This window comes from Psychrobacter sp. UBA3068, assembly GCF_002366815.1.
GTDB classification, from domain to species: Bacteria; Pseudomonadota; Gammaproteobacteria; order Pseudomonadales; family Moraxellaceae; genus Psychrobacter; species Psychrobacter namhaensis.
Genome location: NZ_DFBY01000016.1, coordinates 1 through 24,235 on the forward strand (window position 1 = coordinate 1; position 24,235 = coordinate 24,235).

The following is a 24,235-nucleotide window of genomic DNA, read 5'->3' on the forward strand; positions in this document are numbered from 1 at the left end:
GTCCAACATTTGGGGGTCAGTTCACTAACGGTTATTAGCGAGCCTTTCTCAATCAAAGCAGGGTTTGACGGGATTATTTAGACCGACCAATCCCCATATAGTCGCCTACTAGGTGATTAATTTGCCGCCGCGTCAACGCATTTCTCGCATCAAATATTGGCATCGCTTGCTGATTGATTTTCGCAATATCCAACTGGTCTTGTGGTGCCCAGCTCATAATAAAAATGGCCTGCGCCTCATTAAGCTGCTGGTAAGGGCTGGCAATCAATTCAAGCAGGGGTTGCTGCGGATAGAGCGCTGCAAGTTCAGGTTGTGCTTTATCACTATAAACCAAAGTACGAATATTATAAGACCATAATAACGCTAATAATGGATGAATGGCGGAGCCCGCCGTACGCCCTGAGCCTGTCTTATAACTACCACCCCAGATCATCACTGTTCTGTTGTCAATAAAACCATTAAAATACTGCCAAAACTTACGGAATATCAGCTCTTTTTGGTCTTCATTGATGTGCATAATCGAGTGCAATAGCGGCATGTCTAAACTGTGAGAGGCGCTTGATTGCTGTAGTTTAGACAACTCAGTCGGTAGCGTGTTACCGCCAAACCCCCAACCTGCTTGTAGGTAACTGCTGCCCACCCGCTCATCTAAGCCCATGATATGGCTCACTTGCTTGATATCCACCTGTTGGCTATCCGCCAAACGTGACATCTCGTTCATAAAGCTCACGCGCGTCGCCAGCATCGCCATAATGCTACTACGGGCAAATTCTATCGTGGCGATATCAGTGTAATGAGCAGCACGCGCATGCTGCATGATAGGCTTCAATACCTCTAGGTGCTGGCTACTGTCGGCTGTTTTTTCACCAAGTAACCACAATGAAGGGTTTAACATCGAGCTATAAGCATCGCCATCTTGTAGGAATACAAATGGTATATAGTATACCCACGCGCGCTGTAGGCGCTGAGCCAGTGCTGTGACACGGCCCAGCTGCTCAATACCGCTCATAATTAGCGGTGTTGCTTGCTGATGACTGTGGTTAAAAGCAGTAATCCAACTATCTTCCGTCCATACTGACTGAATGCTGTTTAAAAATAACCAGTACAGCGCAACGGTTTGCGGCTCATCACTATCACTATCACTATCACTATCACTATCTTCGACAATATCACCGCTGTTATCACAGTTTAGCTTTTCATAGCGCTGTATGAGCTTGTCGGCATTATCTGGCAACGCGTGACTAACAATAATATGCTGTTGCTCGTACATTTGCCATAGCGCTTGTAAATGATGCTCAAAGCCATACTGCTGTATCTGTTGCTTTAACAAAGCGCTATCTGCATACAAATGAATACGCTGACCCAAGCTTGCCAGTACGACCGCACTGGTAATGGCTTCAATACCATGTCCGACGAGTACGCAGACGCTAGCGTTCATAATAGAATTGTTAAGCGGATTCGCTTTAGATTCGTCGTTTTGTTTGTCTGTGACATCAGCGCTCATGCGGTTACCTTTTAATATTATTCACGTATCAGCATCACTACTCAGTATCACTACTAGGAGAGCCGTTTAATGTGCTGTAGCAACTGATCGGTGGAGGTATCAAACCGTCCTTCGTCAACCTCATGCTGCATGGCAGCATGCACAGACTCCGCCATCTGTTTGCCCATCTCAACGCCCCATTGATCAAATGGATTGATATCCCAGACACTGGCCATGACATACACCTTATGCTCATAAAGCGCAATCAGCGCTCCTAAACTGTGTGGGGTGAGCTCATCGATCAGTAATGTAGTCGACGGCTGGTTACCTCGGTAGTACTTATACTTATCTGCCTCAGAATCCGCTTTAGCACAAGCGATATCTGCAACGGCAGTATTACCAAAGGCCAATACTCGGCTTTGTGCCAGACAGTTGGCTAAGGACAATTCATGTTGCTGCTGCAATGGCGCGTTTGGTACCTTATCACTATAACGGCGTACACAAGCGATAAAGTCACAAGAAACCTGCTGTGTGCCTTGGTGTAGCAGTTGATAAAAGGCATGCTGGGCGTTTGAGCCAATCTCACCCCACAGAATTGGGCAAGTATCGTAGTCAATGTGATTGCCGTGCTGGGTAACCGACTTACCGTTACTCTCCATCTCAAGCTGGGTTAAGTAGCTCGGCAAGTAGCTTAAACGACCATCATAAGGCAACACGGTATGAGCATTCACCTGTAAAAAGGTACTGTTCCATACGGCAAGCAAACCTAAAAGCACGGGTAAGTTCTCTGCAAAATCGGCCTCAGCAAAATGCTCATCCATACTGTGAGCACCGCTTAATAGCTCCTTGAACCTAGGTATGCCAATCCGAATGGCAATCGCCAGTCCAATCGCTGACCATAAAGAAAAGCGACCACCGACCCACTCCCAAAGCTGTAACTGATGCTCAGGATGAATACCCCACGCATTCATTTTTTCACTATTGGCCGAAATACCAATGAAGTGCCGACGTAATACGCTGTCTTCAGTACCCGCCCGCAGCTTGGCAGTAGCAAGCAACCAGGATAATGCTGTCTTAGCATTGGATAACGTATCCACCGTACCAAAAGACTTGGATGAGATAATAAATAAGGTCGTCTCAGGATTGAGATGTCTGAGCAGGTTATCAAGCTGGGTGCCATCCATGTTAGAAACAAAATGCACCTCAATCTCTGTATCCGCCCATTCATCTAGGGCCCTAGTCGCCATGAGCGGTCCAAGGTCAGAGCCACCAACTCCAATGTTCACCACATCCGTAACGGCTTTACCTGAAAATCCACGCCACGTACCATGACGAACACGCTCGGACAATCTTGCTACCTGCGCCAAGCTATGATGCACGTCAGCCACTACATCTTGACCCTCGACCTGCAGCGCTGCTGTGTCTGGTAGACGCAGCGCCGTATGGAGCGCCGCACGCTGCTCACTGGTATTTACCATAGCGCCTTGCATAAGCGCCTCAACCCGCACTGACAGCTCACAGCTCACAGCTAGCTGCAATAGACTGTCTAGTACCTGCTCATCGATACACTGTTTACTATAGTCCATATACAGCGCGCCTGCCTGCGTACTAAAGCGCGTAGCACGATTGGCGTCTTGTGCGAACAAGGAGGCCAGTGACCATTGCTGCTTAGCCAGCGTTTGTAATTGCTGCCAGTGTTTAGAGCTGCGAGCGCTGGTAAATCCTTTTTTGTTATCCTTTAACTCATCCATCAGCTACTCTTCATCCGCTAATTGCTGCTCGGCAAAGTAAATAAAGGCTTGCATATAAGAGCGCATATCACCTGCATCATAGCTATCACCGCGCATGGTTGTTACGTTTACGCCATACTTACTAATCAGTGCATCAATGGCATCGGTGAGCTGTATCTCGCCGCCGACTGAGGCAGTCGTATTGGCCAAATAATCAAAGATCTGGTTGCTAAACACATAGCGCCCTACCACTGCCAGCTTTGAGGGTGCCTCTGCTAAGCTGGGCTTTTCGACAAATCCTGCCACTTTAAAGCTGACATTCACATCCGCTTGCTCATCCACATTGCTAGCACCGCTCAGCTTGGCAATACCGTATTTATGAACATCTTCATCTGCTACGTTATCCACCAATATTTGTGAATGGTTATCTTTATGAAAAGCATCGATCATAAAGGCCAAATTATCGGTAGCAGCATCGGTCGTAAATGGATCGAGCACCACATCCGGCAATAACACGGCAAAGTCATGCTCACCAATGATGGGGCGCGCTGCCAGCACCGCATGCCCTAAACCTAACGCTTTACCTTGACGTATCATGGACACCGTCACATCATCTGGTAGCCAATTTAAACTATCCGCCAGCTCGTTTTTGCCTTTATGACGCAGCTGGTTATCCAGCTCAGCATTGACATCAAAGTAGTTTTCAATCGCGCTTTTTTGCGCGTGACCGACCAAGACAATGTGCTTGATACCAGCGGCAATCGCCTCTTCAACCACATAGTGTATGGCAGGACGATTGCCTAATGGCAGCAGCTCTTTGGGCACTGATTTAGACAGTGGCAGCATACGGGTGCCAAAGCCTGCGACAGGAATAACAGCGTGAGTTATTTTTTTCATAGTGTTTAGACTGTTTTAAAGTAATAGTGAGATAAGTTTATATCTTATAAAGCTATACTAAATAGTGGCATAACCATTCGGATTCATACTCTGCCAACGCCAAGTATCTTGACACATATCAGTAATAGAGAGATGTGCTTGCCATCCTAATAATGTTTTCGCTTTATCAGCACTGGCATAACAACTGGCAATATCACCTGCACGGCGATCGACAAACTGATAAGGAATAGGCTTGCCGGTCACCTCAGTAAATGCCTGCAATAACTCTAGTACAGAGGTACCTTTGCCAGTCCCTAGGTTAATCGGTAAGAAACCTACTGAGCCTTTTTTATTTACACTGGTTTTATCTAAACTATTTTTTTCTGGACTTCTTGCTTGCTCTAGATAATTCAACGCAGCCACATGACCTTGAGCCAAATCAGTAACATGAATAAAGTCACGGACACCGGTTCCATCTACAGTAGAATAATCATTACCGAAGATACTGAGCTTATCAAGTTTACCAACGGCTACTTGGGAGATATAAGGCATTAAATTGTTCGGGATATCATTAGGGTCTTCACCAATCTGCCCTGAGGGGTGCGCACCTACTGGATTAAAGTATCTGAGAGCAATTAAATTCCACTCATCATCGGAGACTGCTAGGTCTTCTAAGATATGCTCGACTGCAAGTTTGCTTTGCCCGTAAGGATTGGTACAAGAACGCGGGGCAGTCTCATCGATAGGCAAGGTATCAGGATCGCCGTAGACCGTAGCGGAGGAAGAAAAAACGAGGTTTTTGACATTATGAGCTGCCATGACTTCTAATAAATTAATGGTACCACTGACATTATTGTTATAGTAAAGCAGCGGCTTGGCTACTGATTCGCCAACGGCCTTTAACCCTGCAAAGTGTATGACACCAAAGAAATTATGGGTAGAAAACACTTGTTTCAATGACTCTGTATCGCGGATATCCCCTTTGATGAAGGAGATAGGCTGTCCAATCAGAGTAGAGACACGGTTGATCGCTTCACGGCTACTATTAGATAAGTTATCGTAGACTACGATATCATATCCTGCTTCATGCAATGCGATACAGGTGTGGGAGCCAATATAGCCTGCGCCACCAGTAACTAATATCTTGTTTTTCATAATATTATTTTCAGTACAAAAAAAGACACCCCATTGTAGAGGTGCCTTCTTAATATTTCAATAGAGTTTTGGTAGTTAATCGGCTTTTGCCTATCTTACCAGCCTGTCACTTCTTTTAGCTTGTCGCCAAGCTTAGATGGGTCACGCGTGTATGCAATACCTGCATCTTCAAAGGCTTTGAATTTTTCTTCAGCAGTACCTTGACCACCAGAAATGATCGCGCCAGCATGGCCCATACGCTTACCTTCTGGAGCAGTGACACCTGCGATATAACCAACCACTGGCTTAGTGACATGATCTTTGATGTAAGCAGCAGCTTCCTCTTCAGCCGTACCACCGATCTCACCGATTAAGATAATCGCTTCGGTTTGTGGATCGTCTTGGAACAATTTTAACGCGTCGATCTGGTTCATGCCAGGGATAGGATCACCACCGATACCGATACAAGTAGACTGACCAAAGCCAAGCTTAGTGGTTTGTGCAACGGCTTCATACGTCAATGTACCAGAGCGTGAGATGATACCCACTTTACCTGGCTGATGGATGTGGCCTGGCATGATGCCGATTTTGCATTCGCCTGGCGTGATAACACCTGGGCAGTTAGGACCAACAAGACGCACGTCGCCTGCAGCTTCAAGATAGCGTTTGGCTTTTAGCATATCGAGAGTAGGTACGCCCTCAGTGATCACAACGATCAATTTGACGCCTGCATCGATTGCTTCAACGATAGAGTCTAGTACAAATGGTGCTGGTACATAGATAACTGAAGCGTCAGCTTGAGTGGCTTCCATGGCCTCACTCATAGTGTTGAACACTGGCAAACCTAGGTGCGTTTGACCGCCTTTACCTGGGGTCACGCCGCCAACAACTTTGGTACCGTATTCGATGGCTTGTTCAGAATGGAACGTACCGTTTTTACCAGTGAAACCTTGTACCAATACTTTGGTATCTTTATCGATTAATACACTCATTATTTTTTCCTTTATTCGGTTGTCTTGTGATAGCAACTTAATGGCGTATCGATCATTTATGAATGACGATTCATTTTTTGCCAAAAATTTGCTATTACGCTTTGACTACTAGGCTTAAGCAACTATTTTTATAGATTTACGCTTTAACAGCATCGACAATTTTTTGAGCTGCATCAGACAGGCCTTGAGCTGAAATCAATTTCAGACCAGACTCTTCTAGAATTTGCGCGCCTTTCTCAGCGTTGTTACCTTCTAAACGGACAACAACAGGTACTTTTACGTCAACTTCTTTGATAGCAGCAATAATGGCTTCTGCAATCATGTCACAACGTACGATACCACCGAAGATGTTGATAAGAACGCCTTCAACGCTGCTGTCTTCTAAGATAATTTTGAACGCTTCAACAACGCGATCTTTAGTTGCCCCGCCGCCAACGTCCAAGAAGTTAGCAGGCTTGCCGCCGTACAATTTGATGATGTCCATCGTCGCCATTGCAAGACCAGCGCCGTTTACCATACAACCGATATTACCTTCTAGAGCAACATAGTTTAGGTCAAACTCAGCCGCTTTAAGCTCACGCTCATTTTCTTGGGTCTTGTCTTGTAGCGCTGCGATTTTTGGCAGACGATAAAGGGCGTTTGAGTCGATACCGATTTTGCCATCAACACAAACAATCTCGCCATTTTCACGAACGGCTAACGGGTTGATTTCCATTAGCGCAAAGTCGTTTTCGACAAAGGCTTTATAAGCGCCAGTCATTAACTTAACGAACTGGTTGATTTGCTTACCTTCTAAGCCTAGCTTGAACGCGACATCACGCGCTTGGAATGGCATCAAACCAACTAAAGGATCAACATTTACTTTAAAGATTTTTTCTGGCGTGTTGTGCGCCACTTCTTCGATATCCACACCACCTTCAGTCGATGCCATGAAAGTCACGCGACGAGTCGCACGATCAACCACTGCGCCAAGATATAGCTCAGTTTGTACTGGGTACATATCTTCTGCAACCAATACGAAGTTCACTGGCTGACCATCAGCGTCTGTTTGGAAAGTTACTAGGTTAGTACCGATAAGCTCTTCAGCAACTTGCTTCGCTTCTTCACGAGTTTTAACCAGTTTTACACCACCAGCTTTACCACGACCACCTGCATGTACTTGCGCTTTGATAACCGCAATATCAGTTGGCGTTTTATCAAAAGCCGCTGCAGCTTCGTCGCCATTATGGGCAATGATGCCTTCTTGAATAGGCAATCCGTAGCTTTTTAATAGCTCTTTTGCTTGATACTCATGTAAATTCATTGATTGTATCCTTTATTTTTTACAATTAATAAAAAGTGAAAACAAATGCGCCGTCTATACATGCTAGCTATACATCTGGCGCACTTATGACCGTAGCGATGACTTTGATAGCGACGCTACGATCAGGTTATAAGTCGGTACTTATTACAATAACTACTTATTTCTTACGCTTTTTACGCTGGATGGCGTGAATAGCACGGCCATCTGCAGATAGTGCGGCTTCATGCACGGCTTCTGAAATGGTTGGATGGGCAAACGTCATAAGCTGTAAATCTTCGATACTAGAGACAAACTCCATCGCGATCATACCTTGATGGACGATGTCACCTGCGCCCGCAGAGATAGCGTGCATACCTAATAGGCGATCTGTCTTGGCATCGGCAACGACTTTGATAGAACCTTGCGCTTCGCTTTGAGCGAGTGCACGGCCGTTAGCCGCTAAGTTAAACGAGCCTGTTTTAACTTCATAGCCAGCATCGCTAGCTTCTTGCTCAGTCAAACCAACCCATGCAATCTCTGGATGCGTATAGATAACGTTGATGATCGTATCATAATTCACTTGGGCTTTTTCGCCATGAATACGTTCAACCGCCATCATGCCCTCTTCCATCGCTTTATGCGCAAGCATCGGACCACGTACCAAATCACCAATGGCGTAAACACCATCAAGGTTGGTTTTGCATTGATCATTCACATCGATAAGACCACGTTCAGTCAACGTGATACCACTGTCATCGCCAAGCAGTTTTTCAGAATAAGCACGGCGGCCAACACAAACGATCAGCTTATCAAAGCTCTCCTCGCTCGACTCACCTTTATTTTCGCTAGTGACAACCACTTGATCGCCTTTGACTTCAGCGTTGGTGACTTTGGTATCGACACGGATATCGAGACCTTGCTTTTTCAGCATTTTGCCAGCTTCTTTTGAGATGTCTTTGTCAGCGGCGGCCAAGAAGCTTGGAAGCGCTTCATATACAACAACTTCCGCCCCTAAACGACGCCATACTGAACCAAGCTCAAGACCGATCACGCCCGCACCGATCACGCCTAAACGCTTAGGTACTTCTGTGAAATCAAGCGCGCCTGTAGAGTCAACGATGCGATCGCCGTCAGTTTTGGCCACAGGAATCTCGATTGGTACAGAACCTGCCGCTAAAATCACGTTTTTAGCAGTGATGGTGGTTTCGCTTTCGTCTTCTAGAGCGGTAAACTTCACTTTTTTGTCAGTGCCTTTACCGTCAACCAATGTGCCCCAGCCTTGTAGCCAGTCAACGCCATTGCCTTTTAATAACGCTGCAACGCCGCCAGTCAATTGCTTAACAATACCTTCTTTACGCGCAATCATCTGCTCGATATCAATGGCGACATCGCCTGTGCTGATACCATGTTCAGCAAGGTCATGCTTAGTCGCTTCATAACGATGCGAGCTGTCAAGTAGGGCTTTTGATGGGATACAGCCAACGTTCAAACAAGTACCGCCAAGTGCAGGCTCGCCTTTATAAACACGTTTTTCGATACAAGCAACGCTCATACCCAACTGACCTGCACGGATAGCCGCTTCATAACCACCAGGACCGCCGCCGATGACGACTAGATCATAATTGTCTTTCATAGTACATTCCTATTTCAAATTTTACTTATTATTGACACTGAGGTTTGTCTCATTCATGAATAGATAATCTCTGCAGTTAGTAGTTAATACACTACCTTAGCAAGAGACGCTTTTTCATTCAAAAATGACTACCCACAACAGTGACCAAATTAATTTAATACGCCAACTAACTCATTGACTGTTAAATGGCTAGAACTCACACCTATACCAAAGTTAAAAAGCTTGTATCAGCGATTGCCAATACAAGCTTAACAGCTTACAGGTCTAGTAGTAACATGGCTGGATCTTCAACCAGCTCTTTGATCGTTACTAGGAACTGTACGGCTTCTTTACCATCAATCATACGATGGTCATAAGAGAGTGCAAGATACATCATTGGTAAGATTTCAACTTTACCATCGACTGCCATTGGGCGGTCATTGATAGCATGCATCCCTAGAATAGCCGTTTGGGGTGGATTCAAGATAGGCGTTGACATCAATGAGCCAAATACACCGCCGTTTGAAATGGTGAATGTGCCACCAGTCATATCTTCTAGTCCAAGCTTGCCTTTTTGCGCCAAGCCACCAAGCTCACGGATACGGCTTTCGACATCTGCCATGCTCATGCGATCGGTATCACGCAATACAGGAACTACTAAGCCGCGATCTGATGATACGGCAACACCGATGTCATAAAAACCATGATAAACAATGTCATCGCCGTCTAGTGAAGCATTCACTGCTGGGAAGCGTTTTAGTGCTTCTGTCGCCGCTTTCACAAACAATGACATAAAGCCTAGACGGACGCCATGACGCTTCTCAAACTGCTCTTTGTACTTAGCACGCATGTCCATCAATGGCTTCATGTTAACTTCGTTAAACGTTGTTAACATCGCTGTATCTTGTGACGCTGACAATAAACGCTCAGCAACACGCTTACGCAGACGAGTCATTGGTACACGTTTTTCAGTACGCTCACCCATTGATTCAGCCACTGGGCGGCCGCTATCAGACTTAATGCTACTGTCCGCTTTCAATGTTGGGTTTGCCATATCAGTCTTAGTGACACGACCACCGCGACCGCTACCTTCAACTTCTTTAGGATCTACGCCGCTTTCTTTCGCCGCTTTACGTACTGCTGGGCTTTGATCTTTGTGATCGGCTTCGTCTTTTTTATCTGTTGCTTGTACAGGCTCGCCACCATCGGCTGCTTGTTTTGCTTGTACAGGCGCTGCTGGTTGGTCTGGATCTACAGCAGGCGCAGAATCTGCACTGGCGCTGGCACCCGCTTCAAATTCAGCGATAAGCTCATCAGACAAAACCGTATCATCAACTTGCTTAACGATTTTGGTCACGACACCATCATCCGGTGCAACCACTTCTAATACAACTTTATCAGTTTCAATTTCAGCCAATAGGTCATCACGATTTACTTGTTGACCTTCAGTGACATGCCATTCAACGATCGTGCCATCGGCAACCGATTCTGGAAAAACGGGGGCTTTGATATCAGCCATCGATATACTCCTTAGATTTGGATATTCATATGTATATTGTTAAGTCGTGATAGGCAGTCAGTACCATTTTAAGGGGTCATTCTTAGATGGTTAAAGGATACTGACTGTCATCGCCTGATTCATTTATCTTGTATAGCCTGTTACTTAGACAACTCATCGACACTAATGCCAAGACCACCAGCGATCAACGCTTGCTGCTGCTGTGCGTGTAGTTTTGGTGAGCCTGTCGCAGGTGCTGCACTAGGAGGACGTGCCACCGGCTCCATGACTTTTGCCTTGGTTGGATGCGGTACGACGATACGGAACATGTGCGGTGCCAAATAGTACCAAGCGCCTTGGTTCAGCGGCTCTTCTTGCGTCCAAACGATCTCAGCTAAGTTACTGTATTTCTCAATCTCAGCAATCAAACGCTTCTCTGGCAACGGATAGAGCTGCTCGATACGAACGATAGCGACATGGTCTAAACCTAAAGCACGACGCTGCTCCAATAAATCATAATAAACTTTACCGCCACATAGCACCATGCGAGTTACTTTGTCTGCGTTGTGCTCATCCATCTCTGGCAACACGGTTTCAAATTTACCGTTAGCCAATTCTTCTAGATTCGATGTTGCCAATTTATGACGTAACAAGCTCTTCGGTGACATAACAATCAACGGTTTACGAATTGGGCGTACCGCTTGACGACGCAGGGCATGATAAATTTGCGCCGGCGTGGTTGGCGTAATCACTTGCATATTGTCTTCAGCACACAGCTGTAAGAAGCGCTCAAGACGGGCAGAAGAATGCTCAGGACCTTGACCTTCAAAGCCATGTGGCAATAGCATGGTCAGACCACAAACACGTTGCCATTTGGTTTCGCCACTTGAGATGAACTGGTCAATCACCACCTGTGCGCCGTTAACAAAGTCACCAAACTGCGCTTCCCAAACGATCAATGCGTTTGGTACTGTGGTTGCATAACCATATTCAAAGGCTAACACCGCTTCTTCTGACAACAATGAGTTATAAGTCGCAAAGCGCGCTTGCGTCTCACTCATATGAGCCAATGGCACATACATGCTGCCATCATTCACATTGTAGATTTCACTATGACGATGTGAGAACGTACCACGGCCGACGTCTTCACCCGTAATACGTACTAGCACCTCATCGTTATCTACGAGTGACGCATAAGCTAACGTTTCAGCCGCACCCCAGTTTAAAGGCTCTTCGCCAGTTTGCATGGCCAAACGCTGCTCTACCATCTTCTGGACTTGACGTTGTAGCTTATAGCCTTCTGGCATTTCCGCCATACGACGTCCATAACCTTTTAGCGTCTCGATATCGACACTGGTATCCCATTCATCGACTAAATCATGACCTAGATAAGGCTTCCAATCGACAAACAGGGCTTCATTAGGCTCACTGACTAGCGAATTGGCCACATAATCACCGCGGTCTAACGATTCACGATATTCATCTTCGTACCGTTTTTCTTCTTCTGCATTCAATACACCATCTTCAATAAGCTTTTGTGCATAGATAGTGCGGGCAGTCGGTAACTTTTTAATGACCGCATACATTAGGGGCTGAGTCGCTGATGGCTCATCCGCTTCGTTATGGCCATTACGGCGATAACAGAACAGATCAATAATAATATCTTTACCAAACTCATGACGGTAGTCTAACGCCAATTGAGCGGCGAACACGACGGACTCAGGGTCATCACTGTTTACATGCAAGATAGGCGCGTGAACCATTTTTGCCACATCAGTACAGTACTCAGTTGAACGAGCATCGTCTTGACGGCTGGTGGTAAAGCCAACTTGGTTGTTAATAACAATATGTACCGTACCGCCTGTGGTATAAGCGCGGGTTTGTGACATCTGGAAAGTTTCTTGAACCACACCTTGACCAGCAAAGGCGGCATCGCCATGAATGACGATTGGCAGTACTGAATTGCCGTCGGTTTTGTCCATTAAGCGATCATCATTACGACGAACCTGACGTGCGCGCACTGACCCCTGCAATACGGGAGCGACAATCTCAAGATGTGATGGGTTAAATGCCAACGCTAAATGCACCTCACCGCCTGGTGTCATCACATTAGACGAAAAACCGTTATGGTATTTTACATCGCCTGAGCCTTTTTCTGGCTGTACTTTACCGTCGAACTCATCAAACAAATCCGCTGGATTTTTGCCTAAAATGTTTACCAACAGGTTGAGGCGTCCACGGTGGGCCATACCAATGACCATCTCTTTGGTACCATAACCGCCAGCACGTTGAATGATTTCATTGATAGCAGGAATAAAGCTTTCGCCACCCTCTAAACCAAAACGCTTAACACCTGTGTACTTACGCGCCAGATATTTCTCTAAGCCTTCTGCTGCTGTGAGACGCTCTAGAATAGATAAGCGTTTTTCTTTATCAAACTTGATATACCCTAAATTGCTTTCTAGATACTTTTCCATCCAGCGTTTTTCGGTACTGGTGGTGACGTGCATGTACTCGACGCCAATGTGACGGCAGTATACCCGCTCCATGATTTCGATAATTTCACGTAACGGCGCTTCATCCTTACCAATATTTAAATCATTGGTCGGAAACACGGTATCAAGGTCGGCTTCTGAGAGATTATGATAAGCAAGGGTCAAATCTTCCACTTCTGCCCGTGGATGTAGATCTAACGGATCCAGCTGGGCGCGGCGGTGACCACGGCGACGATAGGCGGATATTAGCTGTTGTACGCCCATTTGCTTAGGATCAGCACAGTCAGCGGCATGGTTAACATTGGCGTCCGTATTTTGCACACCACCCTTATTGGCGGTCTGGTTACGGGCAAGCAATAAAAACTGGTCTTTAATAGCATTATGCTGAGCATCGTTTGGCGATTTGTACTGTTCAAAATACGCTTGCCAATCTGTATCAACGCTATTAGGATCGTTTAAGTATTGCTCATAAAGAGCTTCTACATAGCTGGCGTTATCAGCAGCCAACTCTGTATGTCCTAGGCTCGCGGCTTCTTTAGTTATACTATTCATAATAATCGTCTATTTGATAGATAAATGAATGGAATCGTGCTTATTCTTGAGTAATCTGTTGTATGTTGACCGGTACTATTAATCTATTCGATAGAAAGGGCTTACTCCTATCGATAACTGACTACGATAATAAATTATGCTGAACCGTATTCAGTAAGCGTTATTGCCATACTTCTACAAAAAATACTGCTATTTGTGAACGTTCAGTTTTCTAGTCAGACTCGTTTCACAACATTAATTTATATATACTACCGTCAGTCATAACCAAGTTATTCATAATGCGTTATGAGCAAATGAGCAATGATGTCAGCTAGCCTATAAATTGGCTATTTTTGCTGAAATTCTTTGTCATTTCCGAGACATTACTACTTTTTAGTCAAGCATACATTGCTGTATAGAATAGCACGCCTAGCTTTTGTGCCATAGTTTGTTTGTTCAATACTAGGTATTTACGTAATGAATATCTACTATCACTCTAATCGCATTATCACACACTTGGCTATTTTGGTGCTGTTATTTCGTTCAATAACAAGGACTGAGTCATCAAAGTATCGCGTTCGCATAACTGGGCGGTATTCTAACATTTAACGTGGTCAATATCTCTTGGTGAATCATTTTTTCTCATGCAAGTATATCGCTTGCTTGGACATATATCATGTGTTCTTACATACGACCAACGTATTGTTAGTACAGCATTACCTACGCTACTGGGCATTGTTTTCATCTATACACCCCTCCCCAAGCGAATGAAAAAATTTGAACCCTCTCAAAATTTTGCTAATAAAAAACACCACCTAATCACTAGGTGGTGTTTTTATATAGTATCTACAAAATATAGTATCTGCAAAAAACCCTACAACTATAAACGATTAACCCGCTTGGTCAATAAGCAGGCTGCGTAGATGGCCAATCGCTTTGGTTGGGTTCAAGCCTTTTGGACAAACTGATACACAGTTCATGATACCGCGGCAACGGAACAAGCTAAACGGATCGTCTAAACGAGCCAAACGCGCTTGCGTGTCGCCATCACGGCTATCAGCAACGAAGCGATAAGCATGCAATAGTGCTGATGGACCTAAGAACTTATCAGGGTTCCACCAGAACGATGGGCAGCTGGTTGAACAGCAGGCACACAAAATACATTCGTACAGACCGTTTAGCTTTTCACGCTGTTCAGGTGATTGCAAACGCTCGGTTGGCGGTGCTGGCTGATCATTGATTAAGTACGGATGTACTTTTTCATACTGCTCATAGAATTGGTTCATGTCGACTACCAAATCACGAACCACTGGCAGACCCGGCAGGGGACGCACGGTTACCTTTTCTGGCAAGGTATTCATGTTGATTAGACATGCCAAACCATTTTTACCATTGATGTTCATGCCATCAGAACCACAGATGCCTTCACGGCAAGAGCGACGGAAAGTGAGTGTTTCATCTTCCTTTTTTAGGCGTAATAACACGTCAAGCAACATACGATCTGACTCAAGAAGCTCAATCGTATACGTTTGCATGCGTGGCGCTGCGTCCAAATCAGGATCGTAGCGATAGATTTCGATGGTGCGAGTACCTCGGCTCATAATGCTAAACTCCACACGTAGGTGATGGCGGGCATACAAAGATTGCAACATAGTGACGCTGACTATTCATCAGTACTGATAACCAGTACCAAATACTGATGAGTAGTCTAAAAGCGCTGGCATGAGCATGTAGCTGGCGGTCACCTTTTTAATAAATTAATTAGGGATAAAACGTTTACGCTGTCTTATATATCAGGCGTACCGTCTAGAATTAATAGACGCGAACTTTTGGCTCGATATAATCAACAGTCAATGGCACTTTGCGAACTGGCTTATAAATAATCTTGTTGCCTTCAGAATACCATAAGGTATGCTTCATCCAATCGTGATCATTACGGCCATTTGGTGCATAGTCGTCATCTTCTGGGCGATCGTAATCAGACACACTATGAGCGCCGCGGCTTTCATGACGCTTGGCGGCAGAGATCATTGTCGCTTTTGCTACTTCATATAAGTTAGCAACTTCAAAAGCTTCAATACGTGCTGTGTTAAACACTTGTGATTTATCTGCCAAGTGGATTTTTTCGATTTTCTCACCCAGCGCTAAAATCTTCTCAACGCCTTCGTCCATCATCGCTTGCGTACGGAACACACTAGCATGTGCCTGCATGGTCGCACGAATCTCGTCTGCGACGTCTTGCGCATTGTAGCCTTCGGTTGACTGCTGTAGCTTGTCTAAACGGCGCACGGTAAAATCAAGTACGCGAGGATCTAGTGGCTTGTAGTTATGATCCGCATGGTGGAATTCATCAACGATGTGTTTACCAGCCGCGCGGCCAAACACCAATAAATCCAGCAGTGAGTTGGTACCTAAACGGTTGGCACCGTGAACACTCACGCAAGCACATTCACCAATAGCATAAAGCCCTTTGATGACCGTGCCTTCTGCATACAACCCGTCTTCATCAGTGCCAGCTTCTAGATTTGGCACAACCACTTGGCCATGAATCGTCGTTGGAATACCGCCCATCATATAATGAATGGTTGGAATAACAGGGATAGGCTCTTTTGTGATATCGACGTTGGCAAAGTTTTTACCAATCTCAAATACTGATGGCAGGCGTTTCATGATGGTCTCTACCCCTAAATGGGTCATATCCATTACGATATGATCGGCATTAGGACCACAACCACGGCCTTCTTTAATTTCTTGGTCCATAGAACGTGAAACCAAATCACGTGGTGCCAAGTCTTTTACCGTTGGCGCATAACGCTCCATGAAAGCTTCGCCATCTTTATTACGTAAGATCGCGCCTTCACCGCGGCACCCTTCCGTTAATAGGACGCCAGCTCCGTGAACACCCGTAGGATGGAACTGCCAGAACTCCATATCTTGCAATGGAATCCCTGCGCGAACCGCCATACCAATACCGTCACCAGTATTAATATAAGCGTTGGTAGAGGCAGCAAAGATACGACCTGCACCACCTGTCGCTAGGACAGTGATCGGCGACTGGAACACAGCAATCGTACCCGTTTCTTGCTCAATCGCCACAACGCCATTGATGTTACCAGCTTCGTCTTTGATCAAATCAAGTGCAATCCACTCGATAAAGAACTCAGTACCTTGCTCAAGGTTCTTTTGATATAGCGTATGTAAGAGTGCATGGCCAGTACGGTCAGCAGCAGCGCAAGCACGTTGTACGGCTTTTTCGCCATAGTTTGACGTGTGACCACCAAACGGACGCTGATAAATCGTCCCATCTTCATTGCGGTCAAACGGCATGCCCATGTGCTCAAGCTCATAGACCACTTTTGGCGCTTCACGGCACATATATTCAATGGCGTCTTGGTCACCTAACCAATCTGACCCTTTAACAGTGTCATAAAAGTGAAAGTGCCAGTTATCATTGCTCATATTACCCAAACTTGCACCGATACCACCCTGAGCTGCGACGGTGTGCGAACGCGTTGGGAATACTTTGGTCAGGACTGCAACCTTCATGCCCGCTTCAGCCAAATGTAGTGAAGCACGCATACCTGAGCCGCCACCACCAACGATGACAGCATCATAGTTGAGGGTTTTGATATTGCTAATGGTATTATCTTGTCTTGTTGCCATTACGGTTTTCCTAATGCCTGTGAAGTAAATACAAGAGTTGCCTAAACCAGTCTTTCTGCTAACGTAGCGACGTACGGCTGCTACCACCCACACAGCTTAACTGTTCTTATTCAGACAACCTGCAACCACTTACTAAAATTTGCATATTCATCATGATGTTGTGGTGAATCTATTACCCAGCACGATCGGATGAATCTTATATGACTGTTGACCAACTGCATTTAAAGACCTAAGCCATAAATAAAGCGGACTTAACAGTCGGTCATTAAAAAGATAAAAGTATCACGTTTAGGGTAGTCAACTCGTTAAATAGCAACGACACTGAAGCCTGTACCCCAAAAAATCATGATGCCCCAAAATAGAAACACTAAGACGGCGATAATCATTAAGGTCTGTAGCACCAAACGTAGTCTTGGTGCGCTTTCACCCATCTTGCCAGACGTAATGTAATCGGTAAATACCGTCCACATACCAACCCAAGCGTGACCAGCTAATGCCAGTACAGCCACTAAGCTAAACAGACGCATTGGCAGACTGGTCATAAACGATGCCCACTCAAGATAAGTGACATCACCATGGGTCAAAAAGAAACCCAGCAACACCACACTATAAACGGCTAAAACGACAGCACTAATGCGCTGGACAATCCAATCGCGTGAGCCTGAGCCTGTCAGACCAGTCGCACTTTTGATTCCTGAATCATTTTTAATCATTAGAACATCACCCATACAAATGACGCGACAATTAGTATCGCTGAAATCACAAAACTGGCCATAGAGGCAGCGCGGCCAGATTTTAGCTCTTCAGTCATGCCCATATCAGCAAATAAGTGCTTGATACCCATCACAAAGTGATAAGCAATCGCTGCAACAAAAATCCATGCTAAAAAGCGCACAAGTACGTTGTCAAATACGGTTGCAAAACTCTCAGGCGATGCCAATGAGTTTTGTAGTAACCACAACATGACAGGAATCAATAAAAATAAAATAATGCCAGAGATACGATGCAGAATTGAGGCGATCGCAATCGGTGATCGGTTAACGCTAATCACTTGGCTTAGAGGCAGATCAATAGGTCGGTTGCTTTTCACAGCGGGCATCCTTTTTGCGGTTATACTCCTGTATCTGCTATCAACGCTTAATATCAATGGTGTCAATTAAGCATTGAGCAACACACGAGACGAATAAAGTAAGGAAGAGCTAGCTGACTTCGTTTAGTTTGCGCTAAATATGAAGAAACGATCAGGGGATACAGAGTATTGATAAACTGTTTAATATTGCTCGTCAAATTGACAGGTCAATAAAACAACCCATCTATTATACAACAAAGAAAATAAACATGAGTAAGATCGATTAACTAGTCTATTTTTACTGGTGATATCAAAAAAGATAACGTTACGCTGTCATCTGTATCGACATCAACCTTAGGCTAAGTACTTAAAAATAGAACAGTTAACAAGAACATTCGAACCTGAAATAAAGGTTTTTATCTATCAAGACATCATTGAGTCGTAACCCAGTACGAATAGTGAAGGCTCTAAACGACACTATATCATGACCACTTATCAATTCGCACAAAGCTAGTGCCAGTTAAGTGCCTCTAATTATAAAATGACTGGACGATAATTACAAATTTATCCCTTAAGTAGTAAAAGACAAACACTGAGTCAACAAATAAATAGAAATAGGCAAGCCTGCGGGCCTAAAAACCCTTAGGATTGCTAGAATTTACCCCCTATTTGTTTTGTCCGCTACTCATGCTCTGTCTGTTTTTGCCACACATTTTCGTAAAAACTGTCTTCTTATTCTGGGAAAATCCTTCAAAGACACCCTCAATAATGTAGTCTCACTTACTGCTACAAAAAGCAGGTTTTTTAGTAAAATAACCAAACAGACATATTTTGATACAAAAATTACAGTGAATAAACACGACTAAACCGTGCCAATAAGCGGCATTGTGATGAAAAGTCTTTTCAAATCATAAGGAATTACTGCTAATATACCCTGCGTATCAAATGTGTTAAACACTTTTTGACCATTTGACGAATGCTGACGCGAGGGTATGCGTCTATAGCAATTTTATTCTAACAAGCTAAAACCAATGGAGAGCAATTTATGGCTGACACTAATGCCAAACTAACCGTAAATGGGGAAGCGTACGAACTTCCTATTATTAAAGGTACTTTAGGGCGCCCAGTTATCGATATTGCTGCTTTACAAGATTCAGGATTTTGGTCTTATGACCCTGGTTTTAAAGTAACGGCTCCTGTTGAATCAAAGATTACCTACATTGATGGCGGTAAAGGCGAGTTACTACACCGTGGCTACCCTATCGATCAGCTAGCAAACAATGCTGAATATCTAGAAGTTGCTTATGCGCTGATTCATGGTGACCTGCCTAACAGTGAGCAAAAAGCAGACTTTTTTGAAAAAATCCGTAAGCATACTGGTGTTCATGACCAATTGCGTAAGTTCTTTGAAGGCTTCCGCCGTGATGCGCATCCAATGGCGATTATGGTTGGTGTCGTTGGTGCCTTATCAGCGTTTTATCATGAAGACCTAGATGTGAGTAACGAAGAGCATCGTGAAATCACTGCTATTCGTTTAATTGCTAAGATGCCAACGCTTGCTGCGATGAGTTATAAATACTCACAGGGCGAACCGTTCATGTACCCACGCAATGACTTTAGCTACGCTGAAAACTTCTTATACATGATGTTTGCGACACCTGCTGATGTGGATTATAAAACCAACGATGTCATCACCCGCGCAATGGATAAAATCTTCACCTTGCACGCTGATCATGAGCAAAATGCATCAACGTCTACTGTCCGCCTAGCGGGCTCTACTGGCGCCAACCCTTACGCTTGTATCGCTGCTGGTATTGCAGCCCTTTGGGGCCCATCACATGGCGGCGCTAACGAAGCCGTTCTTGAGATGCTAGATGAAATCGGCTCGGTTGAAAACGTGCCTGAGTTTATGGAAAAAGTGAAGAGCCGCGAAGTGAAGCTCATGGGCTTTGGTCACCGTGTTTATAAGAACTTTGACCCACGTGCTCAAGTCATGAAAGAAACTTGTGACGAAGTACTCGCTGCCCTAGGCATCAACGATCCTAAGCTTGAACTTGCGATGGCACTTGAAAAAATCGCTTTAGAAGATCCGTTCTTCATCGAGCGTAACTTATATCCAAACGTTGATTTTTACTCTGGCATCATCCTAAAAGCCATTGGTATTCCAACGTCAATGTTTACAGTAATCTTCTCGCTAGCCCGTACGTCTGGTTGGATCAGCCATTGGTTAGAGATGCACAGTGCACCGTTCAAAATCGGTCGCCCACGTCAGCTATACACTGGTGAAACGCGTCGCGATTTTGTAAAAACTGAAGATCGTAAATAAGCAAAAATAATACTCGCTTAATAAAAAATCCCGCCAATGTGCGGGATTTTTTATTGTCTAATTTTTAATGCTTTAGCGCTTTGATCATCATAGTCTACGCTCAAACACAGTCTCCATTTAGCTGTGGCTGGTGCAAGCTTTATCTTGATGAATTATTGAAACGTTCTTAACGTCTGCTCATATTTAGCGATTTGCTCATCATAGTCTTCAATCGTGTCGTTAAATTTTGCCATAAGCGCTTCAAACTCTTTTTGTTGATCTACTTTCATCTGCTGCATATCAATCACTTGCTGAGCCTGTATTTGCTCCCAGACTTGATGCTGAATAATCAGCCGTGCCAACGCAGGACTCTTGGCACTCACCCGTCCAGCAATTTCTGCATGTTCAAACAGTTGCGGCACTAATGTCGCGATATTAAGCAAGGTGTCGACATCTTCTGCACTAAGCGGTGTCGTCACTGGTTGATAGAGCGCTTCCATTGCTTGCTGGTAGCGATCAATAATTTGATCTTCCGTGCGCATGATGGGTTTGCGCGGCTCTAGACTAATACGCTTTAATACAGTTAAATCACGCTCACCAACTTCCGTACTGGTATTGATATCAACCTCAGGAGCAGCGTTAGCGTCACTGTCTGTAGCAACAGCCTCTTCTGCATTCGCGGGCGCTATTTCCGCCACCTGCTCCGAATTGCTACTATCAGCATCGACAGTGGCCTCAGTTGTTAACAACAAATTCTCACTGTCTGACGCATCAGCGGCTTGCAGCGATTCATACTCTGCTTGTAGACGGCGCTGTAATCCTTGTACTTGCGCGACGTATAAAGGCTGAAACTGCTCAATACGCGCTGCAGCCGAATCACTTTGCGGCATAGGCTTGTTGTCCTCAGCACTCGTTTTTTCCGTGCTCTGACTGTCCTCTGGCACAGGCTGAGTGTCTGGTTGCTGCTGACAGCCGGTCAAAAACAGTATTCCGGTTAGTGTGACTGCAAGCCAAGTCGGTGATTGACGAAAACTGGCAGCTTGATTGAGACGCAGGTTATTGACCACACCTTTATTCGCTTTATGGCTAGCGTCAAGCGCAGACTTTGCTGGCGAAAATTTAAACATGAGAGTAGCTATCCTTGTTAAGGCAAATTATTAAACACTAAAATGATCGCGACCACGCATTGCTCATTGGTTTGACACCGCCTTATCGACAGCGTTTACCCTTAAAAACGGTATGCAGGCCTCTAAGTCTTGACAGTCCTGTCCCCGCTGACGACGGATAAAATAGTCCTGTACCATGCGTGCTTGCTGCTCAACACCATATTTAAAAAACGACTTTCCTGTCTCGAGCACATAGTCATAACGGCGATCAATAAGCGCGCCACGCACTACTTTTATACCTTGCTGCAATTGCCACACATGGGTTAATTCATGTATCAGCCAACTTTTTTTGCTAAGAGACGCGTGGCTAAAATCCACAAGCCAATCTGCTGGATGAAAGTAAATATTGCCATTCGGACTAACCGCATAGTTTTTCAGTACCCACCACGCGGTTTTTAGCTGCACTTCATCAAGGTGAATACTGTCACCGAACACCGAACGTGCCAACGCTTTTTCACCATCACTAAGTAACCGTGAGTGCTGCTTTGCACCTTTTGACGGTAAACAACGATGCGCCAAGCGTTTAAAAATCGTTTGAGACTTCATTCACAAAACACCTTATGCTTAATGGACTGTTTGCAAGTCGTTACGCTTATTAAAGGACGTTTAGTAGTAGCAGTAGAGCATTAATAGGGATAAAACTTAAAAACCAAAGTGTTTGCTACATAAAAAATATTTGGGACATAAGCTGTACACTTTGCTGATTTTTAATAACGTAAATCTGCGTTAGCCTAGCCTGTACAGTATTGATAACCGTGATTGGAGATGGTGATTGATACAAATTAGCGTACTTTTCCTACTGATGTCTAATGTTATTATTGACCATTCTGTTTTTACCAGTGCCGCTTTTTTGACCCAAAAATCTGTTTTTTAGTATAAATAACAAACTTAGTGGGCAGCTTATTTATAAAAATGCTGCTCAAGCCCCGCTGTTAGAATGATGGCGCGCTGTTTTATTTCACAATAGAGAGTCCTATGCCCCCTAACTTTCATGCCGACACGCCCCTTGCCCAACGTATGCGCCCTACGACGCTTGATGCCATCATTGGCCAAACGCACCTTTTAGCCGCTGGCGCACCCCTACGACGGTTGGTCGAACAAGGACATTTGCCCTCTATTATTTTGCATGGCGAAGCAGGCATCGGTAAAACAACCATTGCCATGCTATTGGCTGACGCGGTTGGCAGACCTTTTCATGCGCTCTCTGCCTTAAATACTGGGGTTAAGCAGTTGCGTGAGGTGTTAGACCATAAAGATTCATTGAGCTTTGAATCTCCTGTGGTCTTTATCGATGAGATTCACCGTTTTAATAAAGCTCAGCAGGATGCGCTATTGGGTGCGGTAGAGTCTGGCGATATTACCTTAATAGGCGCGACCACTGAAAACCCTTCCTTTAGCGTCAATAATGCGCTGTTGTCACGCTGCCAAGTGTATCGTCTCGAACCGTTAACGTCTGAGCAAATCAGTGCGGTGTTACAACGAGCACTATCAGAAGACAATGTGCTTAAAAAACTGAAAATTGATTTACAAGCCCAAGATACCATCAGTCAGTTGGCTCATGGCGATGCGCGAAAAGCACTGAATGTGTTAGAGCTTGCGGTGCAAACTGCTGATACGCAGCACTCACCGCTTGTTATTGATAATGAGCTGGTCGGCCGCGTCGCACAGACCGCGTTGGTTCGCTATGACAAAGATGGCGAGCAGCATTACGATATCATCTCGGCCATGATAAAGTCCGTACGCGGCTCCGATCCAGATGCCGCGTTATATTGGATGGCGCGAATGCTGGTCGGCGGTGAGCCTGCTGATTTTATCGCGCGGCGCTTGGTGATTTTGGCCAGTGAAGATATTGGCAATGCCAACCCCAACGCTCTACTTCTCGCCGATGCCGCATTGCGTAGTGTACAGTCCATAGGTATGCCAGAAGCGCGTATCATTTTAGGGCAAGTGGTGGTCTATCTTGCCACCAGCGCCAAAAGCAACAGCACTTATAAAGCCATTAATGCCGCGATGGCGTTGGCAGAAAAAGACGCATCGCCCGTTCCCCTCCATCTGCGTAATGGCGTGACTAAGCTCATGCGCACTCAAGGCTACGGTCAGGGCTATGCCTACCCACACGATTATCCCAATCATTACTATCCCCAAACGTACTTACCTGATAATTTATTAGGGACAAGCTTTTACACATTTGCGGACAATCAGCGGGAGCAACACAGCAAGCAATTTATGAATTGGCTAAAAAACCAAGCCGCAAGTAATGACTAATGTATTAGGGCGTGTTGAACATTCACAAATGAGCACTACTGATTGCTAAAACTGGGGCTTAAGACAGCTGTACCGATCATTGATAAAACTTATGACGATTTTTTAGCGTCTAGCCCTTATAGTTTAGAGATGAA

Annotated in this window: 17 protein-coding genes; 2 read left to right on the plus strand and 15 right to left on the minus strand. The window is 45.0% G+C overall.

All coding sequences use genetic code 11. From position 1 onward, the window contains the following. Window positions 1-73: 73 nt before the first annotated feature. The 13 genes from B2P60_RS03705 to sdhC all read right to left on the minus strand — a co-directional run bounded on the left by B2P60_RS03705 (window position 74) and on the right by sdhC (window position 18,395). Window positions 74-1,504, minus strand: coding sequence for a UDP-glucose/GDP-mannose dehydrogenase family protein (locus B2P60_RS03705; RefSeq protein WP_286739516.1), 1,431 nt, complete (start codon window positions 1,502-1,504; stop codon window positions 74-76). Between the two features lie 53 nt (window positions 1,505-1,557). After that, the gene (gene pgi, locus B2P60_RS03710) at window positions 1,558-3,234 is read right to left on the minus strand and encodes a glucose-6-phosphate isomerase (protein ID WP_286739517.1); all 1,677 of its coding nucleotides are present in this window, start codon (window positions 3,232-3,234) and stop codon (window positions 1,558-1,560) included. A gap of 3 nt (window positions 3,235-3,237) precedes the next feature. Next, on the minus strand, window positions 3,238-4,110 hold the full coding sequence (locus B2P60_RS03715; protein WP_286739518.1) for a UTP--glucose-1-phosphate uridylyltransferase: 873 nt from the start codon (window positions 4,108-4,110) through the stop codon (window positions 3,238-3,240). A gap of 57 nt (window positions 4,111-4,167) precedes the next feature. Beyond that, complete coding sequence (galE, locus tag B2P60_RS03720) at window positions 4,168-5,244, minus strand: UDP-glucose 4-epimerase GalE (RefSeq protein WP_286739519.1); 1,077 nt, start codon at window positions 5,242-5,244, stop codon at window positions 4,168-4,170. Window positions 5,245-5,339: 95 nt separating this feature from the next. Further along, a complete protein-coding gene (sucD, locus tag B2P60_RS03725; RefSeq protein ID WP_198334571.1) occupies window positions 5,340-6,215 on the minus strand; it encodes a succinate--CoA ligase subunit alpha in 876 nt (291 codons plus the stop codon). Between the two features lie 136 nt (window positions 6,216-6,351). After that, the gene (gene sucC, locus B2P60_RS03730) at window positions 6,352-7,518 is read right to left on the minus strand and encodes an ADP-forming succinate--CoA ligase subunit beta (protein ID WP_193005831.1); all 1,167 of its coding nucleotides are present in this window, start codon (window positions 7,516-7,518) and stop codon (window positions 6,352-6,354) included. A gap of 157 nt (window positions 7,519-7,675) precedes the next feature. Continuing rightward, window positions 7,676-9,130: a dihydrolipoyl dehydrogenase gene (lpdA, locus tag B2P60_RS03735; RefSeq protein WP_230708890.1), complete on the minus strand. Its 1,455-nt coding sequence runs from the start codon at window positions 9,128-9,130 to the stop codon at window positions 7,676-7,678. 256 nt (window positions 9,131-9,386) lie between these two features. Then, window positions 9,387-10,628: a 2-oxoglutarate dehydrogenase complex dihydrolipoyllysine-residue succinyltransferase gene (gene odhB, locus B2P60_RS03740; protein ID WP_198334573.1), complete on the minus strand. Its 1,242-nt coding sequence runs from the start codon at window positions 10,626-10,628 to the stop codon at window positions 9,387-9,389. A gap of 140 nt (window positions 10,629-10,768) precedes the next feature. Beyond that, on the minus strand, window positions 10,769-13,654 hold the full coding sequence (locus B2P60_RS03745; protein WP_286739520.1) for a 2-oxoglutarate dehydrogenase E1 component: 2,886 nt from the start codon (window positions 13,652-13,654) through the stop codon (window positions 10,769-10,771). Window positions 13,655-14,523: 869 nt separating this feature from the next. Next, complete coding sequence (locus B2P60_RS03750) at window positions 14,524-15,234, minus strand: succinate dehydrogenase iron-sulfur subunit (protein ID WP_193005827.1); 711 nt, start codon at window positions 15,232-15,234, stop codon at window positions 14,524-14,526. A gap of 211 nt (window positions 15,235-15,445) precedes the next feature. After that, entirely contained in the window at window positions 15,446-17,296 is a 1,851-nt protein-coding gene (sdhA, locus tag B2P60_RS03755; protein ID WP_193005826.1) for a succinate dehydrogenase flavoprotein subunit, read from the minus strand. A gap of 305 nt (window positions 17,297-17,601) precedes the next feature. Next, window positions 17,602-18,006: a succinate dehydrogenase, hydrophobic membrane anchor protein gene (gene sdhD, locus B2P60_RS03760; RefSeq protein WP_227670216.1), complete on the minus strand. Its 405-nt coding sequence runs from the start codon at window positions 18,004-18,006 to the stop codon at window positions 17,602-17,604. A gap of 2 nt (window positions 18,007-18,008) precedes the next feature. Continuing rightward, the gene (sdhC, locus tag B2P60_RS03765) at window positions 18,009-18,395 is read right to left on the minus strand and encodes a succinate dehydrogenase, cytochrome b556 subunit (RefSeq protein ID WP_193005824.1); all 387 of its coding nucleotides are present in this window, start codon (window positions 18,393-18,395) and stop codon (window positions 18,009-18,011) included. A gap of 1,015 nt (window positions 18,396-19,410) precedes the next feature. On the opposite strand from sdhC, the gene gltA reads away from it, so the two are divergent. Then, window positions 19,411-20,691 carry a citrate synthase gene (gene gltA / locus B2P60_RS03770; protein ID WP_286739522.1) on the plus strand — a complete coding sequence of 427 codons (1,281 nt, stop codon included), beginning with the start codon at window positions 19,411-19,413 and terminating at the stop codon, window positions 20,689-20,691. 152 nt (window positions 20,692-20,843) lie between these two features. Here the strand turns inward: gltA and B2P60_RS03775 are convergent, their stop codons facing one another. Both B2P60_RS03775 and B2P60_RS03780 read right to left on the minus strand, forming a co-directional pair. After that, window positions 20,844-21,797: a hypothetical protein gene (locus B2P60_RS03775; RefSeq protein ID WP_286739523.1), complete on the minus strand. Its 954-nt coding sequence runs from the start codon at window positions 21,795-21,797 to the stop codon at window positions 20,844-20,846. A gap of 63 nt (window positions 21,798-21,860) precedes the next feature. Further along, window positions 21,861-22,382 carry a type IV secretion protein Rhs gene (locus tag B2P60_RS03780; protein WP_230708898.1) on the minus strand — a complete coding sequence of 174 codons (522 nt, stop codon included), beginning with the start codon at window positions 22,380-22,382 and terminating at the stop codon, window positions 21,861-21,863. 429 nt (window positions 22,383-22,811) lie between these two features. Between B2P60_RS03780 and B2P60_RS03785 the strand changes: the two genes are divergently transcribed. Then, window positions 22,812-24,101, plus strand: a complete 1,290-nt coding sequence (locus B2P60_RS03785; protein WP_286739524.1) for a replication-associated recombination protein A — start codon at window positions 22,812-22,814, stop codon at window positions 24,099-24,101. Window positions 24,102-24,235 lie beyond the last annotated feature (134 nt).